This is a genomic window from Nocardiopsis sp. CNZ308, assembly GCF_004217075.1.
The window spans coordinates 192073-208007 of the sequence record NZ_SHKJ01000001.1; the positions used below are offsets into that span (position 1 = coordinate 192073).

13 protein-coding genes and 1 tRNA gene are annotated in these 15935 nt (G+C 72.1%); 5 read left to right on the forward strand and 9 right to left on the reverse strand.

Annotated elements, in window-relative coordinates; all coding sequences use genetic code 11:
- Positions 1-146: 146 nt before the first annotated feature.
- Together EV372_RS00815 and clpX are read right to left on the reverse strand one after the other, a co-directional pair.
- Positions 147-1367 carry a PP2C family protein-serine/threonine phosphatase gene (locus EV372_RS00815; RefSeq protein WP_130394344.1) on the reverse strand — a complete coding sequence of 407 codons (1221 nt, stop codon included), beginning with the start codon at positions 1365-1367 and terminating at the stop codon, positions 147-149.
- 124 nt (positions 1368-1491) lie between these two features.
- Positions 1492-2778 (reverse strand): ATP-dependent Clp protease ATP-binding subunit ClpX, encoded by a 1287-nt coding sequence (gene clpX / locus EV372_RS00820; RefSeq protein WP_013153952.1) that lies wholly within the window; start codon positions 2776-2778, stop codon positions 1492-1494.
- A gap of 310 nt (positions 2779-3088) precedes the next feature.
- Here clpX and EV372_RS00825 point away from each other — a divergent pair, with 310 nt between their 5' ends.
- The 3 genes from EV372_RS00825 to EV372_RS00835 are packed head-to-tail and all read left to right on the forward strand — an operon-like array spanning position 3089 to position 6392.
- Positions 3089-4174 (forward strand): AAA family ATPase, encoded by a 1086-nt coding sequence (locus EV372_RS00825; protein ID WP_130394345.1) that lies wholly within the window; start codon positions 3089-3091, stop codon positions 4172-4174.
- Complete coding sequence (locus EV372_RS00830; protein ID WP_130394346.1) at positions 4171-5604, forward strand: DUF2201 family putative metallopeptidase; 1434 nt, start codon at positions 4171-4173, stop codon at positions 5602-5604. Before EV372_RS00825 ends, EV372_RS00830 begins: the two co-directional genes overlap by 4 nt.
- The gene (locus tag EV372_RS00835; RefSeq protein ID WP_130394347.1) at positions 5601-6392 is read left to right on the forward strand and encodes a hypothetical protein; all 792 of its coding nucleotides are present in this window, start codon (positions 5601-5603) and stop codon (positions 6390-6392) included. The genes EV372_RS00830 and EV372_RS00835 overlap by 4 nt, the downstream gene beginning before the upstream one ends.
- A gap of 154 nt (positions 6393-6546) precedes the next feature.
- On the opposite strand, the gene EV372_RS00840 is transcribed toward EV372_RS00835, so the two are convergent.
- From EV372_RS00840 to EV372_RS00850, 3 genes are all read right to left on the reverse strand, one after another.
- Positions 6547-7629, reverse strand: a complete 1083-nt coding sequence (locus EV372_RS00840) for a TetR/AcrR family transcriptional regulator (RefSeq protein ID WP_130398691.1) — start codon at positions 7627-7629, stop codon at positions 6547-6549.
- Between the two features lie 188 nt (positions 7630-7817).
- Positions 7818-8336: a 3'-5' exoribonuclease gene (locus EV372_RS00845; protein ID WP_130394348.1), complete on the reverse strand. Its 519-nt coding sequence runs from the start codon at positions 8334-8336 to the stop codon at positions 7818-7820.
- Between the two features lie 229 nt (positions 8337-8565).
- The gene (locus EV372_RS00850) at positions 8566-10122 is read right to left on the reverse strand and encodes a pectate lyase family protein (protein WP_130394349.1); all 1557 of its coding nucleotides are present in this window, start codon (positions 10120-10122) and stop codon (positions 8566-8568) included.
- Positions 10123-10868: 746 nt separating this feature from the next.
- On the opposite strand from EV372_RS00850, the gene EV372_RS00855 reads away from it, so the two are divergent.
- Positions 10869-12293, forward strand: a complete 1425-nt coding sequence (locus EV372_RS00855) for a non-reducing end alpha-L-arabinofuranosidase family hydrolase (RefSeq protein WP_130398692.1) — start codon at positions 10869-10871, stop codon at positions 12291-12293.
- A gap of 182 nt (positions 12294-12475) precedes the next feature.
- On the opposite strand, the gene EV372_RS00860 is transcribed toward EV372_RS00855, so the two are convergent.
- The 4 genes from EV372_RS00860 to EV372_RS00875 all read right to left on the reverse strand — a co-directional run bounded on the left by EV372_RS00860 (position 12476) and on the right by EV372_RS00875 (position 14149).
- Positions 12476-12549, reverse strand: a tRNA-Val gene (locus EV372_RS00860).
- Between the two features lie 51 nt (positions 12550-12600).
- Positions 12601-13053 (reverse strand): peroxiredoxin, encoded by a 453-nt coding sequence (locus tag EV372_RS00865; protein WP_130394350.1) that lies wholly within the window; start codon positions 13051-13053, stop codon positions 12601-12603.
- Positions 13054-13146: 93 nt separating this feature from the next.
- Positions 13147-13572 (reverse strand): DUF3052 domain-containing protein, encoded by a 426-nt coding sequence (locus EV372_RS00870; RefSeq protein ID WP_061080051.1) that lies wholly within the window; start codon positions 13570-13572, stop codon positions 13147-13149.
- 169 nt (positions 13573-13741) lie between these two features.
- Complete coding sequence (locus EV372_RS00875; RefSeq protein WP_019610553.1) at positions 13742-14149, reverse strand: secondary thiamine-phosphate synthase enzyme YjbQ; 408 nt, start codon at positions 14147-14149, stop codon at positions 13742-13744.
- A 128-nt stretch (positions 14150-14277) separates the two neighbouring features.
- Here EV372_RS00875 and EV372_RS00880 point away from each other — a divergent pair, with 128 nt between their 5' ends.
- On the forward strand, positions 14278-15930 hold the full coding sequence (locus EV372_RS00880; RefSeq protein WP_130394351.1) for an alkaline phosphatase D family protein: 1653 nt from the start codon (positions 14278-14280) through the stop codon (positions 15928-15930).
- Positions 15931-15935 lie beyond the last annotated feature (5 nt).

The following is a 15935-nucleotide window of genomic DNA, read 5'->3' on the forward strand; positions in this document are numbered from 1 at the left end:
GGTGAAGGAGCGCCGTGGTGGGAGGGGATGCGGAAGGGATGTGGTGAAGCGGCGCTGTGGCGACCCGGCCCCGGCGCGGAGCGGTGACGTGTCCTCCGGATTCCCCCGGAGCCCCGGGCGCGGGGCGGGGCCCGGGGTCGGGGAGGTCAGCAGCCCTCGACCCGGGGCATCGCCCCGCCGTCGGGGCGCCACTCCAGCAGCATGATGGTGGCGTCGTCGGTGAAGCTGCCGCGCTGGTGGTCGTGGATGGCGTGGACCAGGCGCCGCAGCGTCTCCGGGGCGGGTTCGTCGGCGGCGGTGGCGCGGATGATGAAGTCGGCGAACCGTTCGAGGCCGAACATCCGCCCCCGGCTGTCGTGCGCCTCGGTCACCCCGTCGGTGTAGAGCAGGATCCGGTCGCCGGGTTCGAGCCGGACCCGGTGCACGGTGCGCGGTTCGGCCTCGCCGAGCACACCGCCGAGACCGAGCGGCACCTCGGGGGCCCGCTCCAGGGCGTCCTCCAGCAGGAGTCCGCGCCGCAGGAGCAGGGGTGCGGGGTGGGCGCAGTTGACCCAGGCGAACTCCCCGGTGGACAGGTTCAGGGAGGTGAAGACGGCGGTGCAGAAGCGCTCGGGGAGCCAGGAGGTGAGCGCGCCCTCCACGCTCTCGGTGAGTTCGGCGAGGTCGGCGCCGTTGCGCCGGGCGTTGCGGATCCCGGCCATGGCCACGGACGCGGTCAGGCCGGAGGCCAGGTCGTGCCCCATCGCGTCGAGGATGGCGGCGTGCAGGGTGTCCTTGGTGATCGAGTGGTCGAAGGCGTCGCCGCCCAGGTGGTAGGCGGGTTCGAGGACGGCGGTGGACACACCCCGGGAGGTGCCCAGGGTGCGGGGCGGCAGGAAGGCCCGCAGCATCTCGGTGCGCAGGTCCATCGCCTGGGTGCGGGTGTGGCGGACGTAGGTGTCGCTGTAGGCGCGTTTGGAGGTGACGACCAGGGCCAGCAGCGAGGCGAGCGCGTGGCAGCGGCGCAGGGTGGACTCGTCGAGCACGGGAGCGCTGATGTGCACGACCCCCATGCGGTCGGCGCCGTCGCGCAGGGGCAGCCACAGGCCCAGTTCGCCGTCGCCGCCCTCGACCAGCCGCAGCGTCTCGGAGCGGTAGGCCTCCCCCGCCACGCTGGAGTCGACCTTGAGCGCCGGGCCGCCGAGCAGCGGGACGAGGAGGCGCTGTTGCAGGTCGACCAGGTACACGCAGATGCCGCTGAGTCCGATCCGCTCGCCGTAGCGGCCGGCGGCTTCGAGGACCTCGATCGGGGCGCACCCGTGCACGGACCTGACCAGCTCCTCGAACAGCTGCGCGGCCTCGGCGGCTGGGACGGTCGCGTCGTCCATGTGCCCACCTCCCCCAGCAGTCTCACACCGCGGGCTCGGGCGAGGGGGTCGCGGCGGCCGCGTGTCCCGTGGCGGGGCCGGTCTTTACCCGGGGCCGGGCCGAGGGGCCGGTCCTGATCCGGGATCAGGCCGAGCGGTCGCGGCGTTCGCCGTCCCGGTCGGAGCGGATGCGGGGAACGATGGTGGGGTTGACGTTGTCGATCACGGTCTCCCGCGTAATGATCACCTGACCCACATCCTCACGAGAAGGCACCTCATACATCACCGACAACAACACCTCCTCGATAATCGCCCGCAAACCACGCGCACCCGTACCCCGAATAATCCCCTGCTCAGCAATCGCGTTCAAAGCATCCGGCGTGAACTCCAACTCCACACCATCCAACTCGAACAACCGCTGATACTGCTTCACCAACGCGTTCCGCGGCTCCGTCAAAATCCGGATCAACGCCTCACGATCCAGATCATGCACACTCGTGATCACCGGCAACCGACCCACGAACTCCGGAATCATCCCGAACTTCAACAGATCCTCCGGCATCACCTCACCGAACAACGCCGAACCACCCAGCTCACCCTTGGGACGCAACACCGCGTTGAACCCCATCCCCTGCTGACCCGTCCGCGACTCGATCAACTTCTCCAACCCCGCGAACGCACCACCACAGATGAACAACACATTCGTCGTGTCGATCTGAATGAACTCCTGATGCGGATGCTTGCGACCCCCCTGCGGAGGCACACTCGCCGTCGTCCCCTCCAAGATCTTCAACAACGCCTGCTGCACCCCCTCACCCGACACATCCCGAGTGATCGAGGGATTCTCACTCTTACGCGCGACCTTGTCGACCTCGTCGATGTAGATGATCCCCGTCTCGGCCTTCTTCACGTCATAGTCAGCCGCCTGGATCAACTTGAGCAGGATGTTCTCCACATCCTCCCCCACATACCCCGCCTCCGTCAGCGCCGTCGCGTCCGCGATCGCGAACGGCACGTTCAGGATCCGCGCCAGAGTCTGCGCCAACAACGTCTTGCCCGACCCCGTGGGCCCGAGCAGCAAGATGTTGGACTTGGCGATCTCCACATCCTCCTCGCCCGGACGATCCCCCTCCGAACGCACCCGCTTGTAGTGGTTGTACACCGCCACCGACAACGCCTTCTTGGCCTGCTCCTGACCGATCACATACGAGTCCAGGAACTCGTAGATCTCACGGGGCTTGGGCAACGAGTCCCAGTCGGCCTCCGAGGGGAGGACTCCCTCCTCCTCTTCCATGATCTCGTTGCACAGGCCGACGCACTCGTCGCAGATGCAGATGTGACCGGGCCCTGCGATGAGGCGGCGGACCTGGCCCTGGTCCTTGCCGCAGAACGAGCACTTGAGCAGGGGCCCACTGGCACCGGTGCGTGTCACTAGAAACGTTCTCCTCACGCGGGCAGCGCCCGGGCGGTTCGGCGGGGTCGCCCCCCGAGGCCAGATGATCTCAACATCCGGATTCTCACGGTAACCCCTGCCGGGACGGGCCGCAAAGCAGGACCGCCTCGCACCCGCACCCCGGGGGAGGGGCGCGCCGCCCTCCCCTCGCACCACCCACTCGTCAACTTCAATTGACTTTTTCCGTGGGTCAACCTACGTTGACTCACGGGGGGAGCGCACCTTCGCCATCGGAGGGGACGCGCACCACGCGCCGCTCCGCCCTGCCCGCACACCCCGGGAGGATCAGATGACGTCCCACTCCACCGTCCGCACGGCGCTCGCCCTCGCCGTCCGCGCCGACCTGCCCGTCCTGTTGTGGGGTGCGCCGGGGACCGGCAAGACCTCCGCGGTGACGGCGCTGGGCCGCGCGCTGGAGCTGCCCGTGGAGGTGGTGGTGGGCTCCATCCGCGAACCCAGCGACTTCTCCGGGCTGCCCGTCGTCCGCGACGACGGCACCTGGTTCGCTCCCCCTCGCTGGGCCGAGCGCCTGGCCGCGCGGGGCTCGGGCCTGCTCTTCCTCGACGAGCTGACCACCGCGCCCCCGGCGGTCCAGGCGGCCATGCTGCGCGTGGTGCTCGAACGCGCCGTGGGAGACCTCGCCCTGCCCGAGGGGGTGCGCGTGGTCGCCGCGGCCAACCCGCCCGGGCTGGCCGCCGACGGCTGGGAGCTGTCCGCGCCCCTGGCCAACCGGCTCGTCCACCTGGACTGGGAGGTCGGCGCCGCCGACGTGGCCGAGGGGTTCGTCCACGGCTTCGCCTCCGAACCGCACCGACCCGAACCGCCGGGCCCCGCGCGCGTGGCCGCCGCCCGGGCGACCGTGGGCGCGTTCCTGCGGGTGCGCCCCGAACTCGTGCTGTCGGTCCCCGACTCCCCCGAGCGCTCCGGACGCGGCTGGCCGAGCCCGCGCAGCTGGGAGATGGCGGCGGTGGCCCTCGCGGCCGGCCGGGCCAACCCCGGCACGCGGGAGGCCGTGGCCGCCCTGGTGGTCGGGGCGGTGGGCGAGGCCGCGGGTTTCGAGGCGCTGTCGTGGCTGCGCGCCCTGGACCTGCCCTCCCCCGAGGAACTGCTCGCCGACCCCTCCGCCGCGCTGCCCGACCGCGCGGACCGGTTGTACGCCCTGCTCGGCGCGCTGGCCGCGCACGTGGTCGCCGACGGGGGCGCCGAGGTCTGGGAGCGGTCCTGGGAGGTCGTGGCCCGGGTGGCGCGGACCGTCCCGGACGTGGCGGCGACCGCCGCACGCACCCTGGCCGCCGGACGGCCGGAGGGCACGGCCACACCCCGGGCCCTGCTCGACCTGGCCCCGGCCCTGCGTTCGGCGGGGATGCTGCCGTGAGCGCGCGGGACCGGCGGGCCCTGACCCTGGAACGGTTCGCGTCGGCGCGGCTGTGGGCGGCAGCGCGCGCCCCGTACCTGGCGCACGCGCTGTTCGCGCTCACCCCGGTCGTCCTGGAGCCGCGCCTGGACGGGGAGGGCGGCGAGCCGGTGGCCGACCCGGACTTTCGGGCACTGCCCGCCGACACCCGGTGGAACGTGCACCTGGACCCCGGCACGGTGGCCGCGACCCCGGTGGAGGAGCTGGGCTGGTGGCTGCTGCACGGGATCGGACACCTGGTCCGCCGCCACGCCGAACGCTCCCCGGACTCCGAGGGGTCCGTCCCGGGGAGGGCGGGGCCGGGGTACGGGCGGACCTTCGGTCCGGCCTCCGGTGGGAGCGGGGTCTCCGAGCGGGACGCGCGCCTGTGGAACCGGGCCGCGGACGCCGAGGTCAACGACGACCTGGAGGCCGACGGGCTGACCACCCCGGACGGGGTGCTCTCGCCGCGGGCGCTGGGCCTGCCGGAGGGTCGGTTGGCCGAGGAGTACGTGTCGCTGATCGAGGTGCTGGAGGAGGCCCACTCCCGGGGCGGGCGGAGCGTCGCCGACCCGGTGGACTGCGGCGGAGCCGTCCACGGGACGCGGGGAACGACGGCGTCGGCGGCGGCCTCCGGCGGCCTGGACAGCCTGGAGCGGGACCTGCTGGAGCTGGCGCTGGCCCGGGAGATCACCGCGCGGGCCGCCGCGCGGACCGGGATCCCGGGCGGGTGGCTGCGGTGGGCGCGGGAGCGGCTGCGCCCGTCGGTGGACTGGCGGGCCCGGCTGGGCGCGGTCGTGCGGCGGGGCGCGCACCGGGCCGCGGGCCGGACGGACTTCTCCTACCGGCGCCCCTCGCGCCGTCCCGGACCGCGGGTCCGCGGCGGAACCGCGGTGCTGCCGTCGATGGTCGCCCCGGCGCCGGAGGTGGCCGTGGTGGTGGACACCTCCGGCAGCGTTCCGGGCCCGGTGCTGGAGCTGTTCCTGGCCGAGACCGCCGCCGTGCTCGCCCGGGTCTGCGGCCCCGGCCGACGGCTGCGGGTGGTCTGCTGCGACCTGCGCGCCCACCCCGTGCAGACGGTGCGCCGGGCCGAGGAGATCCGGCTGGTCGGGGGCGGGGGCACCGACCTGCGCGAGGGGATCGCGGCGGCGGTGGCTGCGCGTCCCCGTCCGGACCTGCTGCTGGTGCTCACCGACGGGCACACGCCCTGGCCGGACCGGCCTCCGGCGGTACCGGTCGCGGTCGGGCTGGTCGGCGGCCCGGCCGCGCCACCACCGCCGCCGGACTGGGCCCACGTCGTGCCCCTGCCCGCCGACCCCCGACACGAACGGACGGGCGCCGGTGTCCACGCCGCGGCGCCGCCCACGAACCCGGGCCCCGCTGAGGGCCCCGACGAACGGAGGAGACCATGAACGTCGCGTTCGACGACCACGAACCCGGACCCGAGGACCTGCACCTGTGGACCGCGCGCGGTTTCACCGTGGCGGACGCCCGCCGCTGGATCGACGCCGGGTTCGTGCTGGACGCCGCAGAGCGCTGGCGCGGCAGCGGCGTGTACCGGCCCGGCCCCGCCCTGGAGTGGCGCGCGGCCGGGATGACCCCGTACACGGTCCGGCCCATGCTCCGCGCGGGGATGACCCCGGGTGAGGCCGTGCGCTGGCACGAACTGGGCTACTCCCCCGCCGAGGCCGCCGAACGACACCTGGCGGGCGAGCGCCCCCGGCCCCGGCGGCTGCTGCGGGCCCTGCTGCCGGTACGGCGGGCCCCCGGGCTGGACCTGAGCGAGGAGCAGGCCCAGACACTGGACGCACTGCTGTCGGCGGGGGTGCCCGCGGTGACCGCGCGCGCCTACCTGGACACGGGCTGGGACGGCGCCGACGCCGTGCCGTGGGCCCGCGCGGGAGTGGACCCCGCGCAGGCCAGGGTGTACCGGGCGATCGGGTTCTCCCCGCGGGAGGGCGCGGCGCTGGCCGGGGACGGCCGCGACGCGCTGGCGCTCATGTGCGCGTGGTGGGACGCGGGCGTGCCCCGCGAGGAGGTCGCGGCCTGGACGGTGGCGGGGTTCGGCTCGGCCGAGGCGGCTCGGGCCCGCGCCTCGGGCGCGGGGCCGGAGGGGGCGCGGGTGCTGCGCGCCCTGGGCGGTCGGTCTCCGGCGCCGGGCCCGGACACGGAGGAGGGACCGGGGACGGGGCCCTCCTGAACCGGTCGGCCGCCGCGGCTCCCGTGAACTCCGGAGCCGCCGGAGCGGCCGCAACCGCTGGACGGGCCCCTGGGGACGAGGCCCCGAGGCGGGCCTCCCCGTTCGCGGGGTGCCGGTCGGGGACGGCCGACCGGGCCTCCTGGCCGGGGGCCGTCTACCGGCGGCCCGCCCGCTCGCCGAGGAGCGCGGCGACGGCGTGGCCCGCGCCGCGGGTGTCGGAGCGGGCGGTGATCCGGCCGCCGGCGACGCGGACGGCGCTCTCGGTGGCGTCGCCGACCACGGGCACGCCCGCGGCCGCGGCGATCTCACCGGAGGGGTCGAACACCACGCGCAGGCGCGGCCAGGCCCGCTCGGGGAAGGCCTGGCGCAGGCAGCCGCACAGGTCGGCCACGGCCAGCCGCGCGAGCGGGGTCAGTTCGTCGGGGTCCCCGGTGACCACCACGGCGGTCACCGGGGAGCCCGCGGGCGCGGAGCGCAGCGCCTCCTCCGCCGCTTCGAGGCGGTGCGTGCCCAGGACCGCCACGATCCCGTCCCCGGCCAGGGACACGGCGCGCCTGCGGACCGCGTCGAAGGCCTCCGGCGGTGACCACTCCTCGTCGGCGGGCACCGCCTGGCGCACGTGCTCCAGGTGGGGCGGCGGCCAGGCGTCCTCCAGGTCCAGGTCGGCCAGGCGCTCGCAGGCGCGCACCACCGCGAAGGGGTCCGCGAAGCCGGGCGCGACACCGACCAGCTGGCCGGTCCCGTACAGGGTGGTGAGCACGGTCCCGGCCACGCGCACCCGGCGTCCGCCGGGGTCGGACGGGGGCGCCAACGCCTCCAGGGACAGGCCGAGCAGGAGTGCGTTCAACCGCATGAGCTGGGCGAAGGCGCTCCGGACGGGCTCGTCGGAGAGGACCTCGGGCGGAAGCGCGGTCCCGGTCAGCGAGGACTCTCCGGTGGTGGGGAGCCGGGAGGCCCAGGCGCGGGCGAGCGCGCCCAGCGCCGTGCGGGCGCTGTGCCCGGGTTCGGGTCGGGCGGCGTCGGCGGAGCGCTCGGCGGCGTCGGCCAGCACCGACAGGTACAGGGCGCGTTTGCCGGGGAAGTTGGAGTAGACCGCGCCCCGGGTGAGGTCGACCCGTTCGGCGATACGGTCGACCTTGGCGTCGCGGAAACCGTGCTCGGCGAACTCGTCCCCGGCCGCGGACAGCACGCGCGCCCGGTTGCGGGCCTGGCGCTGCGCCCTGGTGAGCCGGACCATCGTGCTTCCCCTCGCTTCGGCGTCCACCCATCCTACGGTGGGATGCCCCGGGCACCCGGATAACGGGGAAATCCCGATGCCCCGGGTATCCGGACACGGGCGCGGACCGCCCCGGGGCTCGGACGGTCACCGGGGCCGGCCTGGCGCTGGCCGGGCCCGGGGAGGGCCCTCGGCAGGAGAGGCGCGGGTCAGGAGTGCTCCCGCAGCCACCGCGCGCGCCGCATCAGGTGCCGGGCGTCGGCGAGGGCGTGGTGCAGCCCCGACTTCTGGGGCGGAAGCCTCGGGTCCCCGAGCCGGACCGCCTCCTGTTTGAGGTCGTGGGTGAGGAAGGGCACCTCGCGCGGCATCTCCCTGGGCGTTCCCCACAGCTGGCACAGCAGCACGTGGTCGTAGGAGCCGTACCACGCCCACAGCTGCGGTTCGGGGGTGTCGCGCAGGAACTCGTGCACCATGCGCGCGATCTCCCCGCGGGTGCGCACGTGCGGATGGCCGGTGTCCAGGACGGCGCCCTCCGGTCCGCCGCGCAGGGGCAGCTGCGGCCAGACGTGCTCGGACAGCCACGGGTCCGAGCGCACGAGGTCCTGGTCGAACTCGGAGCTGACCGCGTACAGCTCGCGCCCGTCCTCGGCCACCATGCCGATGCTGACCAGGACCAGGGGGTGCTCCGGCCCCCGGTCGACGAACTCGGTGTCGTAGTACACGCGCATGCGCGCTCCCCTCCGGGCGGCCGGACGGGCCGGTGCGCCCGTGCCGCGTGGAGTCCGGCCCATCGGCCACGGTCGCACACGCACGGGCTCCGCGTCAGCGGGTTTCCCGTCTCCGTTCGGCGGCACACGCCCCGGCATGCGACGGCCGGTCCGCCCGAACGGATCGGGCGGACCGGCCGGTGTCCGGTCGGCTCAGGGGGTCCCGGCCGGATCGGTCACGGGTGGGCCGCTATCCGGCGTAGGTCTCGAACTCGGCGACGCGCGGCGTGCCGTTCGAGCCGGTGATCTCGAAGTTGATCTTGCGCAGCGCCGTCGGTTCGAAGTCGATGACGCCCGCTCCGCTCCCGGTGGCCAGGACGTCACCGGTGTCGTGGTCGACGACCCGCCAGGAGCCGATGTTGCCCTCGGCCCCGGCCGCCTCGCGGATGTTGATCGTGGACACGGTGGTGTCGGAGCCCCACTTGACCGAGATGCGGCCGGTCGAGCCGCTCGGCGACCAGTAGGTGCCCATGTCGCCGTCGACGACGTTGCCGTAGCTGGTCCCGCTGGCCTTGCTGGAGCCGTCGGCTCCGGCCCCGGCGCTGAGGTTGGTGCCCTCGGGCGGGTCGGTCGGGTCGGGGTCCGGGGGGTCAGTGGGGTCCGGGTCCGGCGGGTCGGTCGGGTCCGGGTCCGGCGGGTTCTCCGCCTCGCAGTTGCCGTCCGAGACCTGGTTGCCCTTGTTCGCGCCCGCGATCTGGCCCAGCATCCCCGGCACGCACCCGGCGTCGTCGAGTTGGTAGGAGTAGGGGATGCTCACCGACGTGGTGGACTGGGGGTTGGGCCCGGCGGGGTAGCTGTCCTCGCCCGGGCTGGACCAGGTGACGTTGTCGAAGATGTTGCCGCCGACCTCCCAGGTGCCCCTCTCATCGGTGTAGAAGGTGCCCAGGACGTCCTTGGAGTCCTCGAAGTAGTTGTTCTCCACCTTCGCTCTGGCGCCGGCACGGGAGTTGATGCCGGACTCGTGGATCCGGGTGTAGTGGTTGCTGTACATGTGGCCTATGCCACCGCGCAGCAGGGGCGCGCGCGAGTCCAGGTTCTCGAACCGGTTGTGGTGGTAGGTGACGTAGCCGTTCGAGCGGTCGCTCTCGCTGGACCCGACCAGACCGCCGCGGCCGGAGTTGCGCAGGATGCTGTAGGAGAGGGTGACGTACTGGGTGTTGTTCTTCATGTCGAAGAGGCCGTCGTAGCCCTCCGACTCCCCGCCCGACGCCTCCAGGGTGACGTGGTCCACCCAGACGTTGCGGACGCCGTTCTCCATGCCGATGGCGTCGCCGCCGTTGGACGTGGGAGAGCCGGACTTCTTGACGTTCCGGACGGTGACGTTCTGGATGATGATGTTGCTGGACTCACGGATGTGGATGCCCAGCTGGTCGAACACGGCTCCGCTGCCGGTCCCGACGATCGTGACGTTGCTGATCTTCTTGAGCTCGATCACGTCGTCGGCGGTGTCACAGCTGTCGCCCGACACCTTGGAGGTGTTGCCGTGGTTGATGGTCCCCTGGACCTCGATGACGATCGGGGTGCTGGAGCTGGCCCGGTTGCACAGGGCCTCGTGGATCTGGGTTCCGGTCGTGGCCCGTACCGTCTGTCCGCCCGCGCCGCCGGTGGTCCCGCCGTTCTGGGTCGCGTAACCCGTGGCGCTACCGGTCTGCGCGGCCGCCGAGGACATCGGCAGAGCCAGACCGGCCGCCACCACCGCCGAGGCGGCCAACGTCGACAGGAGCCGACGGGTGGTTGTTCTTCTCACCGCTTGCCTTTCCAGTAGGGATGAGCACTGGGGTGTCCCAACTCACATTAGAGAAAGCGCTTTCCATGTCAAGGGGGTTAATGCAAACGCTTGCAAGAGGGACAAGTGTTGCTACAGCATTACAGGCTCGTGAACTGCGGGTTTAATGGCAGCGGCGGAAAAAATGGGATCGAGTCCCTCGAAGTATGCAACCGGTTGGCGCCCCTCGCCGACGACCCCGCGAGGCGGGGGAGGAGGACTCCGCGCTCGCTCGAACCACTCCGGGGTTTCCGGAAACGGCGGGACGGAAAAACGGACACAACCGCTCGATCCAACCCAAGACGAGCAGGCGGAGGCACAGAGCCCACAGGCCCCGCGAGCTCACATCCGGACGCTTCGCGTCAGTGCTTCCGCGAACCCACCAGGAGCTTCGACGTGCGCCGACTGGCGAACCCGACAAATTCCGGAAGATTAATGAAATTTACGGCTTGACTTCCGGAGTGTTCTCGCTCAGATTCAACGGCAGAAACAACGGCGACCCGGCCTTCGGACAGTCCGCGCACCGGAGTTCGACACCGGGACACCCGAAAAAATGTTAGCGCTAACATCCTGAGACGAAGGTCCGGGACCCGTGGTGCGCCCCTCTCGGGCGGGTCGTGCGGCTCCGGGTCCTTGGAGGAAGCACGATGTCTATGTTGAGCAGGTCTTTGGCCTCACCGCCCTCACGGCGGCGAGGATGGCTGCTGCGAGTCCTCATCGCCGGTGTGATGGTCATGGCGGTCGGCGGCGCCGACACCGTGGCGGCGCCAGCGCCCGCCGCGGCGGCCACGGTCGACACCGACGCGTGGTACGTACTGGTGAACCGCGACAGCGGCAAGGCGTTGGACGTGTACAACCAGGCCACCGGTGACGGCGCGCGGATCACCCAGTGGACCCGTAACGACCAGTACCAGCAGCAGTGGCGGTTCGTCGACTCCGGCGACGGGTACTACCGGTTGCGGTCACGGCATTCGGGCAAGGTGCTGGACGTCCACAACTGGTCGACCGCCAACGGCGGCGGTATCGTCCAGTGGACCGACCACGACCAGGCCAACCAGCAGTTCCGGTTGGAGGACTCACCCGGCGGGCACATCCGACTGGTCAACCGGCACAGCGCCAAGGTCGTGGAGGTCCAGGGCGCCTCGGCCGCGGACGGTGCCGACATCGTGCAGTACGACGACTGGGGCGGCGGCAACCAGCAGTGGCGACTCGTCCGCGTCGACGGCTCGGGACCAGGCGAAACGTGCGCTCTTCCGTCGAGTTACACCTGGACGTCGACCGGGCCGCTGGCCCAGCCGAGGCCGGGATGGGCCTCGCTCAAGGACTTCACCCACGCCCCGTACAACGGCCAGCACCTCGTCTACGCGACGACCCACGACACCGGCACGTCCTGGGGCTCGATGAACTTCGGCCTCTTCTCGGACTGGTCCCAGATGGGCTCGGCCAGCCAGAACCCGATGCCCTTCTCGGCCGTCGCGCCGACACTCTTCTACTTCGCCCCCAAAAACGTCTGGGTGCTCGCCTACCAGTGGGGCGGACCCGCGTTCTCCTACCGGACCTCGACCAACCCCGCCGACGTGAACAGCTGGTCGGCTCCGCAGACGCTCTTCTCCGGAAGTATCGGTGACTCCTCCACGGGGCCGATCGACCAGGCGCTCATCGGCGACGGCACGGACATGTACCTGTTCTTCGCCGGGGACAACGGCCGCGTCTACCGGGCGGACATGCCCATCGGCGACTTCCCGGGCAGCTTCGGCTCGACCTCGACGGTCGTCATGTCCGACAGCACCAACAACCTGTTCGAAGCGGTTCAGGTCTACAGGGTCGAGGGCGCGAACCGGTACCTCATGATCGTCGAGGCCATCGGCGCGCAGGGGCACCGCTACTTCCGCTCGTTCACGGCCACCAGTCTGGACGGCACCTGGACGCCGCAGGCCGCGACCGAGGGCAACCCCTTCGCGGGCCGGGCCAACAGCGGCGCCACCTGGACCAACGACATCAGTCACGGCGAGCTGATCCGCACCGGCCCCGACCAGACCATGACCGTCGATGCCTGCGACATGAGGTTCCTCTACCAGGGGCGCTCCCCCGATTCCGGAGGCGACTACGGCCTCCTGCCCTACCGGCCCGCGGTGCTGACGCTGCAACGCTGACAGGAGTCCCGGTTCGTGTGGGGTCCGGCTCATCATCGGTGTGAGAGAGCACCCCGCCCGCCCGCCGAGCTGCGCGGCCCCGACCAAAGGGGCGCACCTCGGGGGGTCTCCCCCGGGAGAAACGACGAGACGACCCGGTGAGGCGGCCGAAGGCCCCCGAGCAGGGTCGTCTCAGAGTCGAGTGGGCGCGAAGGGACTCGAACCCCTGACCTATTGCTTGTAAGGCAATTGCTCTAACCAACTGAGCTACGCGCCCGTGCGTCGGACGAGATCATACCGCTTCGCCGCAATCACCGCGCACGGGCCATCAGACCAGCTCGCGCAGCCGCCGCAGGTACTCGTCCACGTCACGCGGCTCGGAGAACCCGGTGAGGGTGGACCAGCGCACGACTCCCCCGGCGTCGATCAGGAAGGTCCCCCGCCGCGCGGTGCCCCGCTCGGGGTCGAACACCCCGTAGGCCCGGGCCACGCCGCCGTGCGGCCAGAAGTCCGACAGCAGGGGGAACGGGTAGCCCTCCCGGTCGGACCACGTGCGCAGGGCGAAGACGGAGTCCACCGACACCGCCATGACCTCGGCGCCGAGATCGGCGAACTCGGGGTGGCGCGCGCTCAGCTCGGCGAGCTCCCCCGAGCACACGCCCGAGAAGGCCAGCGGGTAGAAGACCAGCAGCACGGGGCGGCCCGGCACCGGGGAGGTGTCCTGGCCGTACTGGTCCTGGAGGGTGAAATCGGGCGCGGGGGCGCCCACGGGGGCGGTCATGGATCCCTTTCGTCGGCGGGCACTCCTCAGCGCCGCGCGCCCGCCTCTGGGACGCGCGGCACCGGATGCCTCACCCTTGGCGGGTGGTGTCCGTCACCGCTTGGGAACGACCAGCCGCGTACCCGACCAGTCCGCGCCGATGCTGACTGCGCTGGTCTGGGAGAGGCCCGACGTCGACGCGGCCTCGGCGACCTCATTGGGCGACACGTGCAGGTCACGGCCCGCCTTGGGCGTGAGCACCAGGATGGTCCCGCCGTCGGCGATGGTGGTCACCGTGTCCATCAGCGCGTCGGTGAGGTCCTCCTCCTCGTCGGACCGCCACCACAGCAGTGCCGCGTCGACGTCGCCGTCGTAGTCCTCGTCGACCAGCTCCTCACCGGTGAGTTCGGTGATGGATGCGCGCAGGTTCTCGTCGACGTCGTCGTCGAAGCCGAATTCCTGCACCACCTGACCCGGCTTGAATCCGAGTCGGTCAGCCAAGCCGCGTTCGCTCTGTGCCTGGCCCGCGGTCGCGCTCACGAAAGTTCTCCTCCACAGATGGTTTTTCTCAATCTTGCCTGCACGAAGCAGTTGTCACAACGACGCCGGGCTGTTTGCGCGCCCGACACGTGGGTCCGCTGACCATCGCTGATGGCCTAGTTCACACGCTAGCGGCATGTTCCGTCAACGCGCTGCCAAACCTTGCCCGTCAGGACGAGAGGTAGGACAGGCGCACCCTGCGGTCGGGGTTGTCCACGTTGAGGTCCACCACGGCGATGGACTGCCACGTGCCGAGTTCGAGTCGGCCGCCGACGACGGGGACGGTGGTCTGGGGTGCGACGAAGGCGGGCATCACGTGCGACCTGCCGTGACCCCGCGAGCCGTGCTTGTGCCGCCAACGGTCGTCGGCGGGCAGCAGGTCGGCCAGGGAGGCGAGGAGGTCGTCGTCGGACCCCGCCCCGAGTTCGATGATCGCCACACCCGCCGTGGCGTGCGGGACGAAGACGTTGAGCAGTCCGTCCCCTCCGGCCTCGGCGACGAAGTCGCCGCACTGGCGGGTGATGTCGGTGACGCTCTCCGATCCACCGGTGTGCAGCTCCAGGATCTGTGTCCTCATAGCGCCACCTTCGCGCAGGCGCGGCGCTCGTGCAACCATCCGGCTCCGGGCTGTGGATGGCGCTCGGCCCCGCGAGGGGCCATACTCGTCCCCCACATGTGCGAACCTGGTCGAAAGGAGGCGAAACGGTGACTGCTTCTTTACTTCTGGGGCCCCTGCTCAGGCACCCGGGGGAGACCACCGCCACAGTGTGGGTGGAGACGGACACCCCCTGCGCGGTGCGTGTCGTGGTCGACGGCGCCGCCGAGGCGACCGCCCGGACCTTCACCGTGCACGGCCACCACTACGCCGTCTGCACGGTCGCGGGGCTGGCCCCGGGCTCCCGCCTGCCCTACGAGGTGTTCCTGGACGAGGACCGGGTCTGGCCGGAGCCGGACAGCTCCTTCCCGCCCAGCACCGTGCGCACCGTGGACCCGGAGGCGCCCACGCGGCTGCTGTACGGGTCCTGTCACACGCCCACCCACGACTCCCCCGAGGGCGTGGTCCGCTACGGCCCCGACATGCTGCGCGCCACGGCCCGGCGGCTGGCCCGCGAACCGGTCGGGGGCAACCTGGCGCTGCTGCTCATCGGCGACCAGGTCTACGCCGACGAGGTGCAGGAGTCGATGCTCGCGTTCCTGCGCGAGCGGCGCGCCCGCGGGGGCGCCCGCGACGACCCCGACGACGAGGTCGTGTACTACGACGAGTACGCCGAGCTGTACCGGCAGGCCTGGAGCGACCCGCAGGTGCGGTGGCTGCTGTCCACCGTGCCGACCCTGATGGTCTTCGACGACCACGACGTCCGCGACGACTGGAACACCTCGGCCGCCTGGCGGCGCGCCATGGACCGGCGGCCCTGGTGGCGCAGGCGCATCACCAGCGGCCTGGGCTCCTACTGGGTGTACCAGCACCTGGGCAACCTCTCCGAGCAGGAGAGGGAGGGCGACCGGCTGTGGAAGCGGGTGCGCGACGCCGACGGCGACGCCGAGGAGCTGGTCGACGCCTTCGCCTGGCAGGCCCACAGCGAGCCGTCGAGCTACCAGTGGGGGCACCACCACGACTTCGGCGGGGTCCGGCTCGTGATGGCCGACACCCGCTGCTCCCGCGCCCTGGGCGAGGGCGACCCCTCCGACGGGTCCAGGTCGATCCTGGGGCCCCAGGGCCACGACTGGCTGGACGGCCACCTGACCGGCGGGCCGGACCACGTCGTGGTCGCCTCGACCGTCCCCGTGCTGCTGCCCCCGGCCGTGCACCGGTTGGAGGCCTGGAACGAGGCGGTGTGCGCGGGCGCCTGGGGGCGGTGGCTGACGGGGCCCGCCGAGCGGCTGCGCCAGGACATCGACCTGGAGCACTGGGCCGCCTTCCAGTACTCCTTCCGCCGCCTGTCGGACTCCGTGGGCGAACTCTCGCGGGGCGAACGGGGCCCGGCCCCGGCCACCGTGCTGTTCCTGGGCGGGGACGTGCACTTCTCCTACCTGGCGCGCGCCCGCCACCGCGGGGGCGGCGCGAGCCGGGTGACCCAGCTGGTCTCGTCCCCGCTGTGCAACCAGGCCCCGACGAGCATGCGCCGCATGGTCCGGCTGTCGGTGAGCCGCCCGCTGCGCGCGATCGGGTGGCTGCTGACGCGGCTGGCGGGGGTACCCGAGCCCGATCTGCGCTGGGACCTGGGGTCGGCCCCCTACTTCGGCAACACCCTGGGCCAGGTGGACTTCGACGGGCGCGCGGCCCGGGCCGCCTGGTACCACTGCGCCCGGGGCGGGGGCGACGCGCTGCCCGACGTGCGCATGACCGCGGAGCTCTGACGAAC

What these genes read in the sequence shown, in the direction of transcription:
- EV372_RS00865 (WP_130394350.1), bottom strand. Translation starts at nt 13,053, where the DNA reads ATGACCGCCCCCGTGGGCGCCCCCGCGCCCGATTTCACCCTCCAGGAC.
- EV372_RS00825 (WP_130394345.1), top strand. Translation starts at nt 3,089, where the DNA reads ATGACGTCCCACTCCACCGTCCGCACGGCGCTCGCCCTCGCCGTCCGC.
- EV372_RS00840 (WP_130398691.1), bottom strand. Translation starts at nt 7,629, where the DNA reads ATGGTCCGGCTCACCAGGGCGCAGCGCCAGGCCCGCAACCGGGCGCGC.
- EV372_RS00875 (WP_019610553.1), bottom strand. Translation starts at nt 14,149, where the DNA reads ATGAGGACACAGATCCTGGAGCTGCACACCGGTGGATCGGAGAGCGTC.
- EV372_RS00855 (WP_130398692.1), top strand. Translation starts at nt 10,869, where the DNA reads ATGGTCATGGCGGTCGGCGGCGCCGACACCGTGGCGGCGCCAGCGCCC.
- EV372_RS00835 (WP_130394347.1), top strand. Translation starts at nt 5,601, where the DNA reads ATGAACGTCGCGTTCGACGACCACGAACCCGGACCCGAGGACCTGCAC.
- EV372_RS00815 (WP_130394344.1), bottom strand. Translation starts at nt 1,367, where the DNA reads ATGGACGACGCGACCGTCCCAGCCGCCGAGGCCGCGCAGCTGTTCGAG.
- EV372_RS00845 (WP_130394348.1), bottom strand. Translation starts at nt 8,336, where the DNA reads ATGCGCGTGTACTACGACACCGAGTTCGTCGACCGGGGGCCGGAGCAC.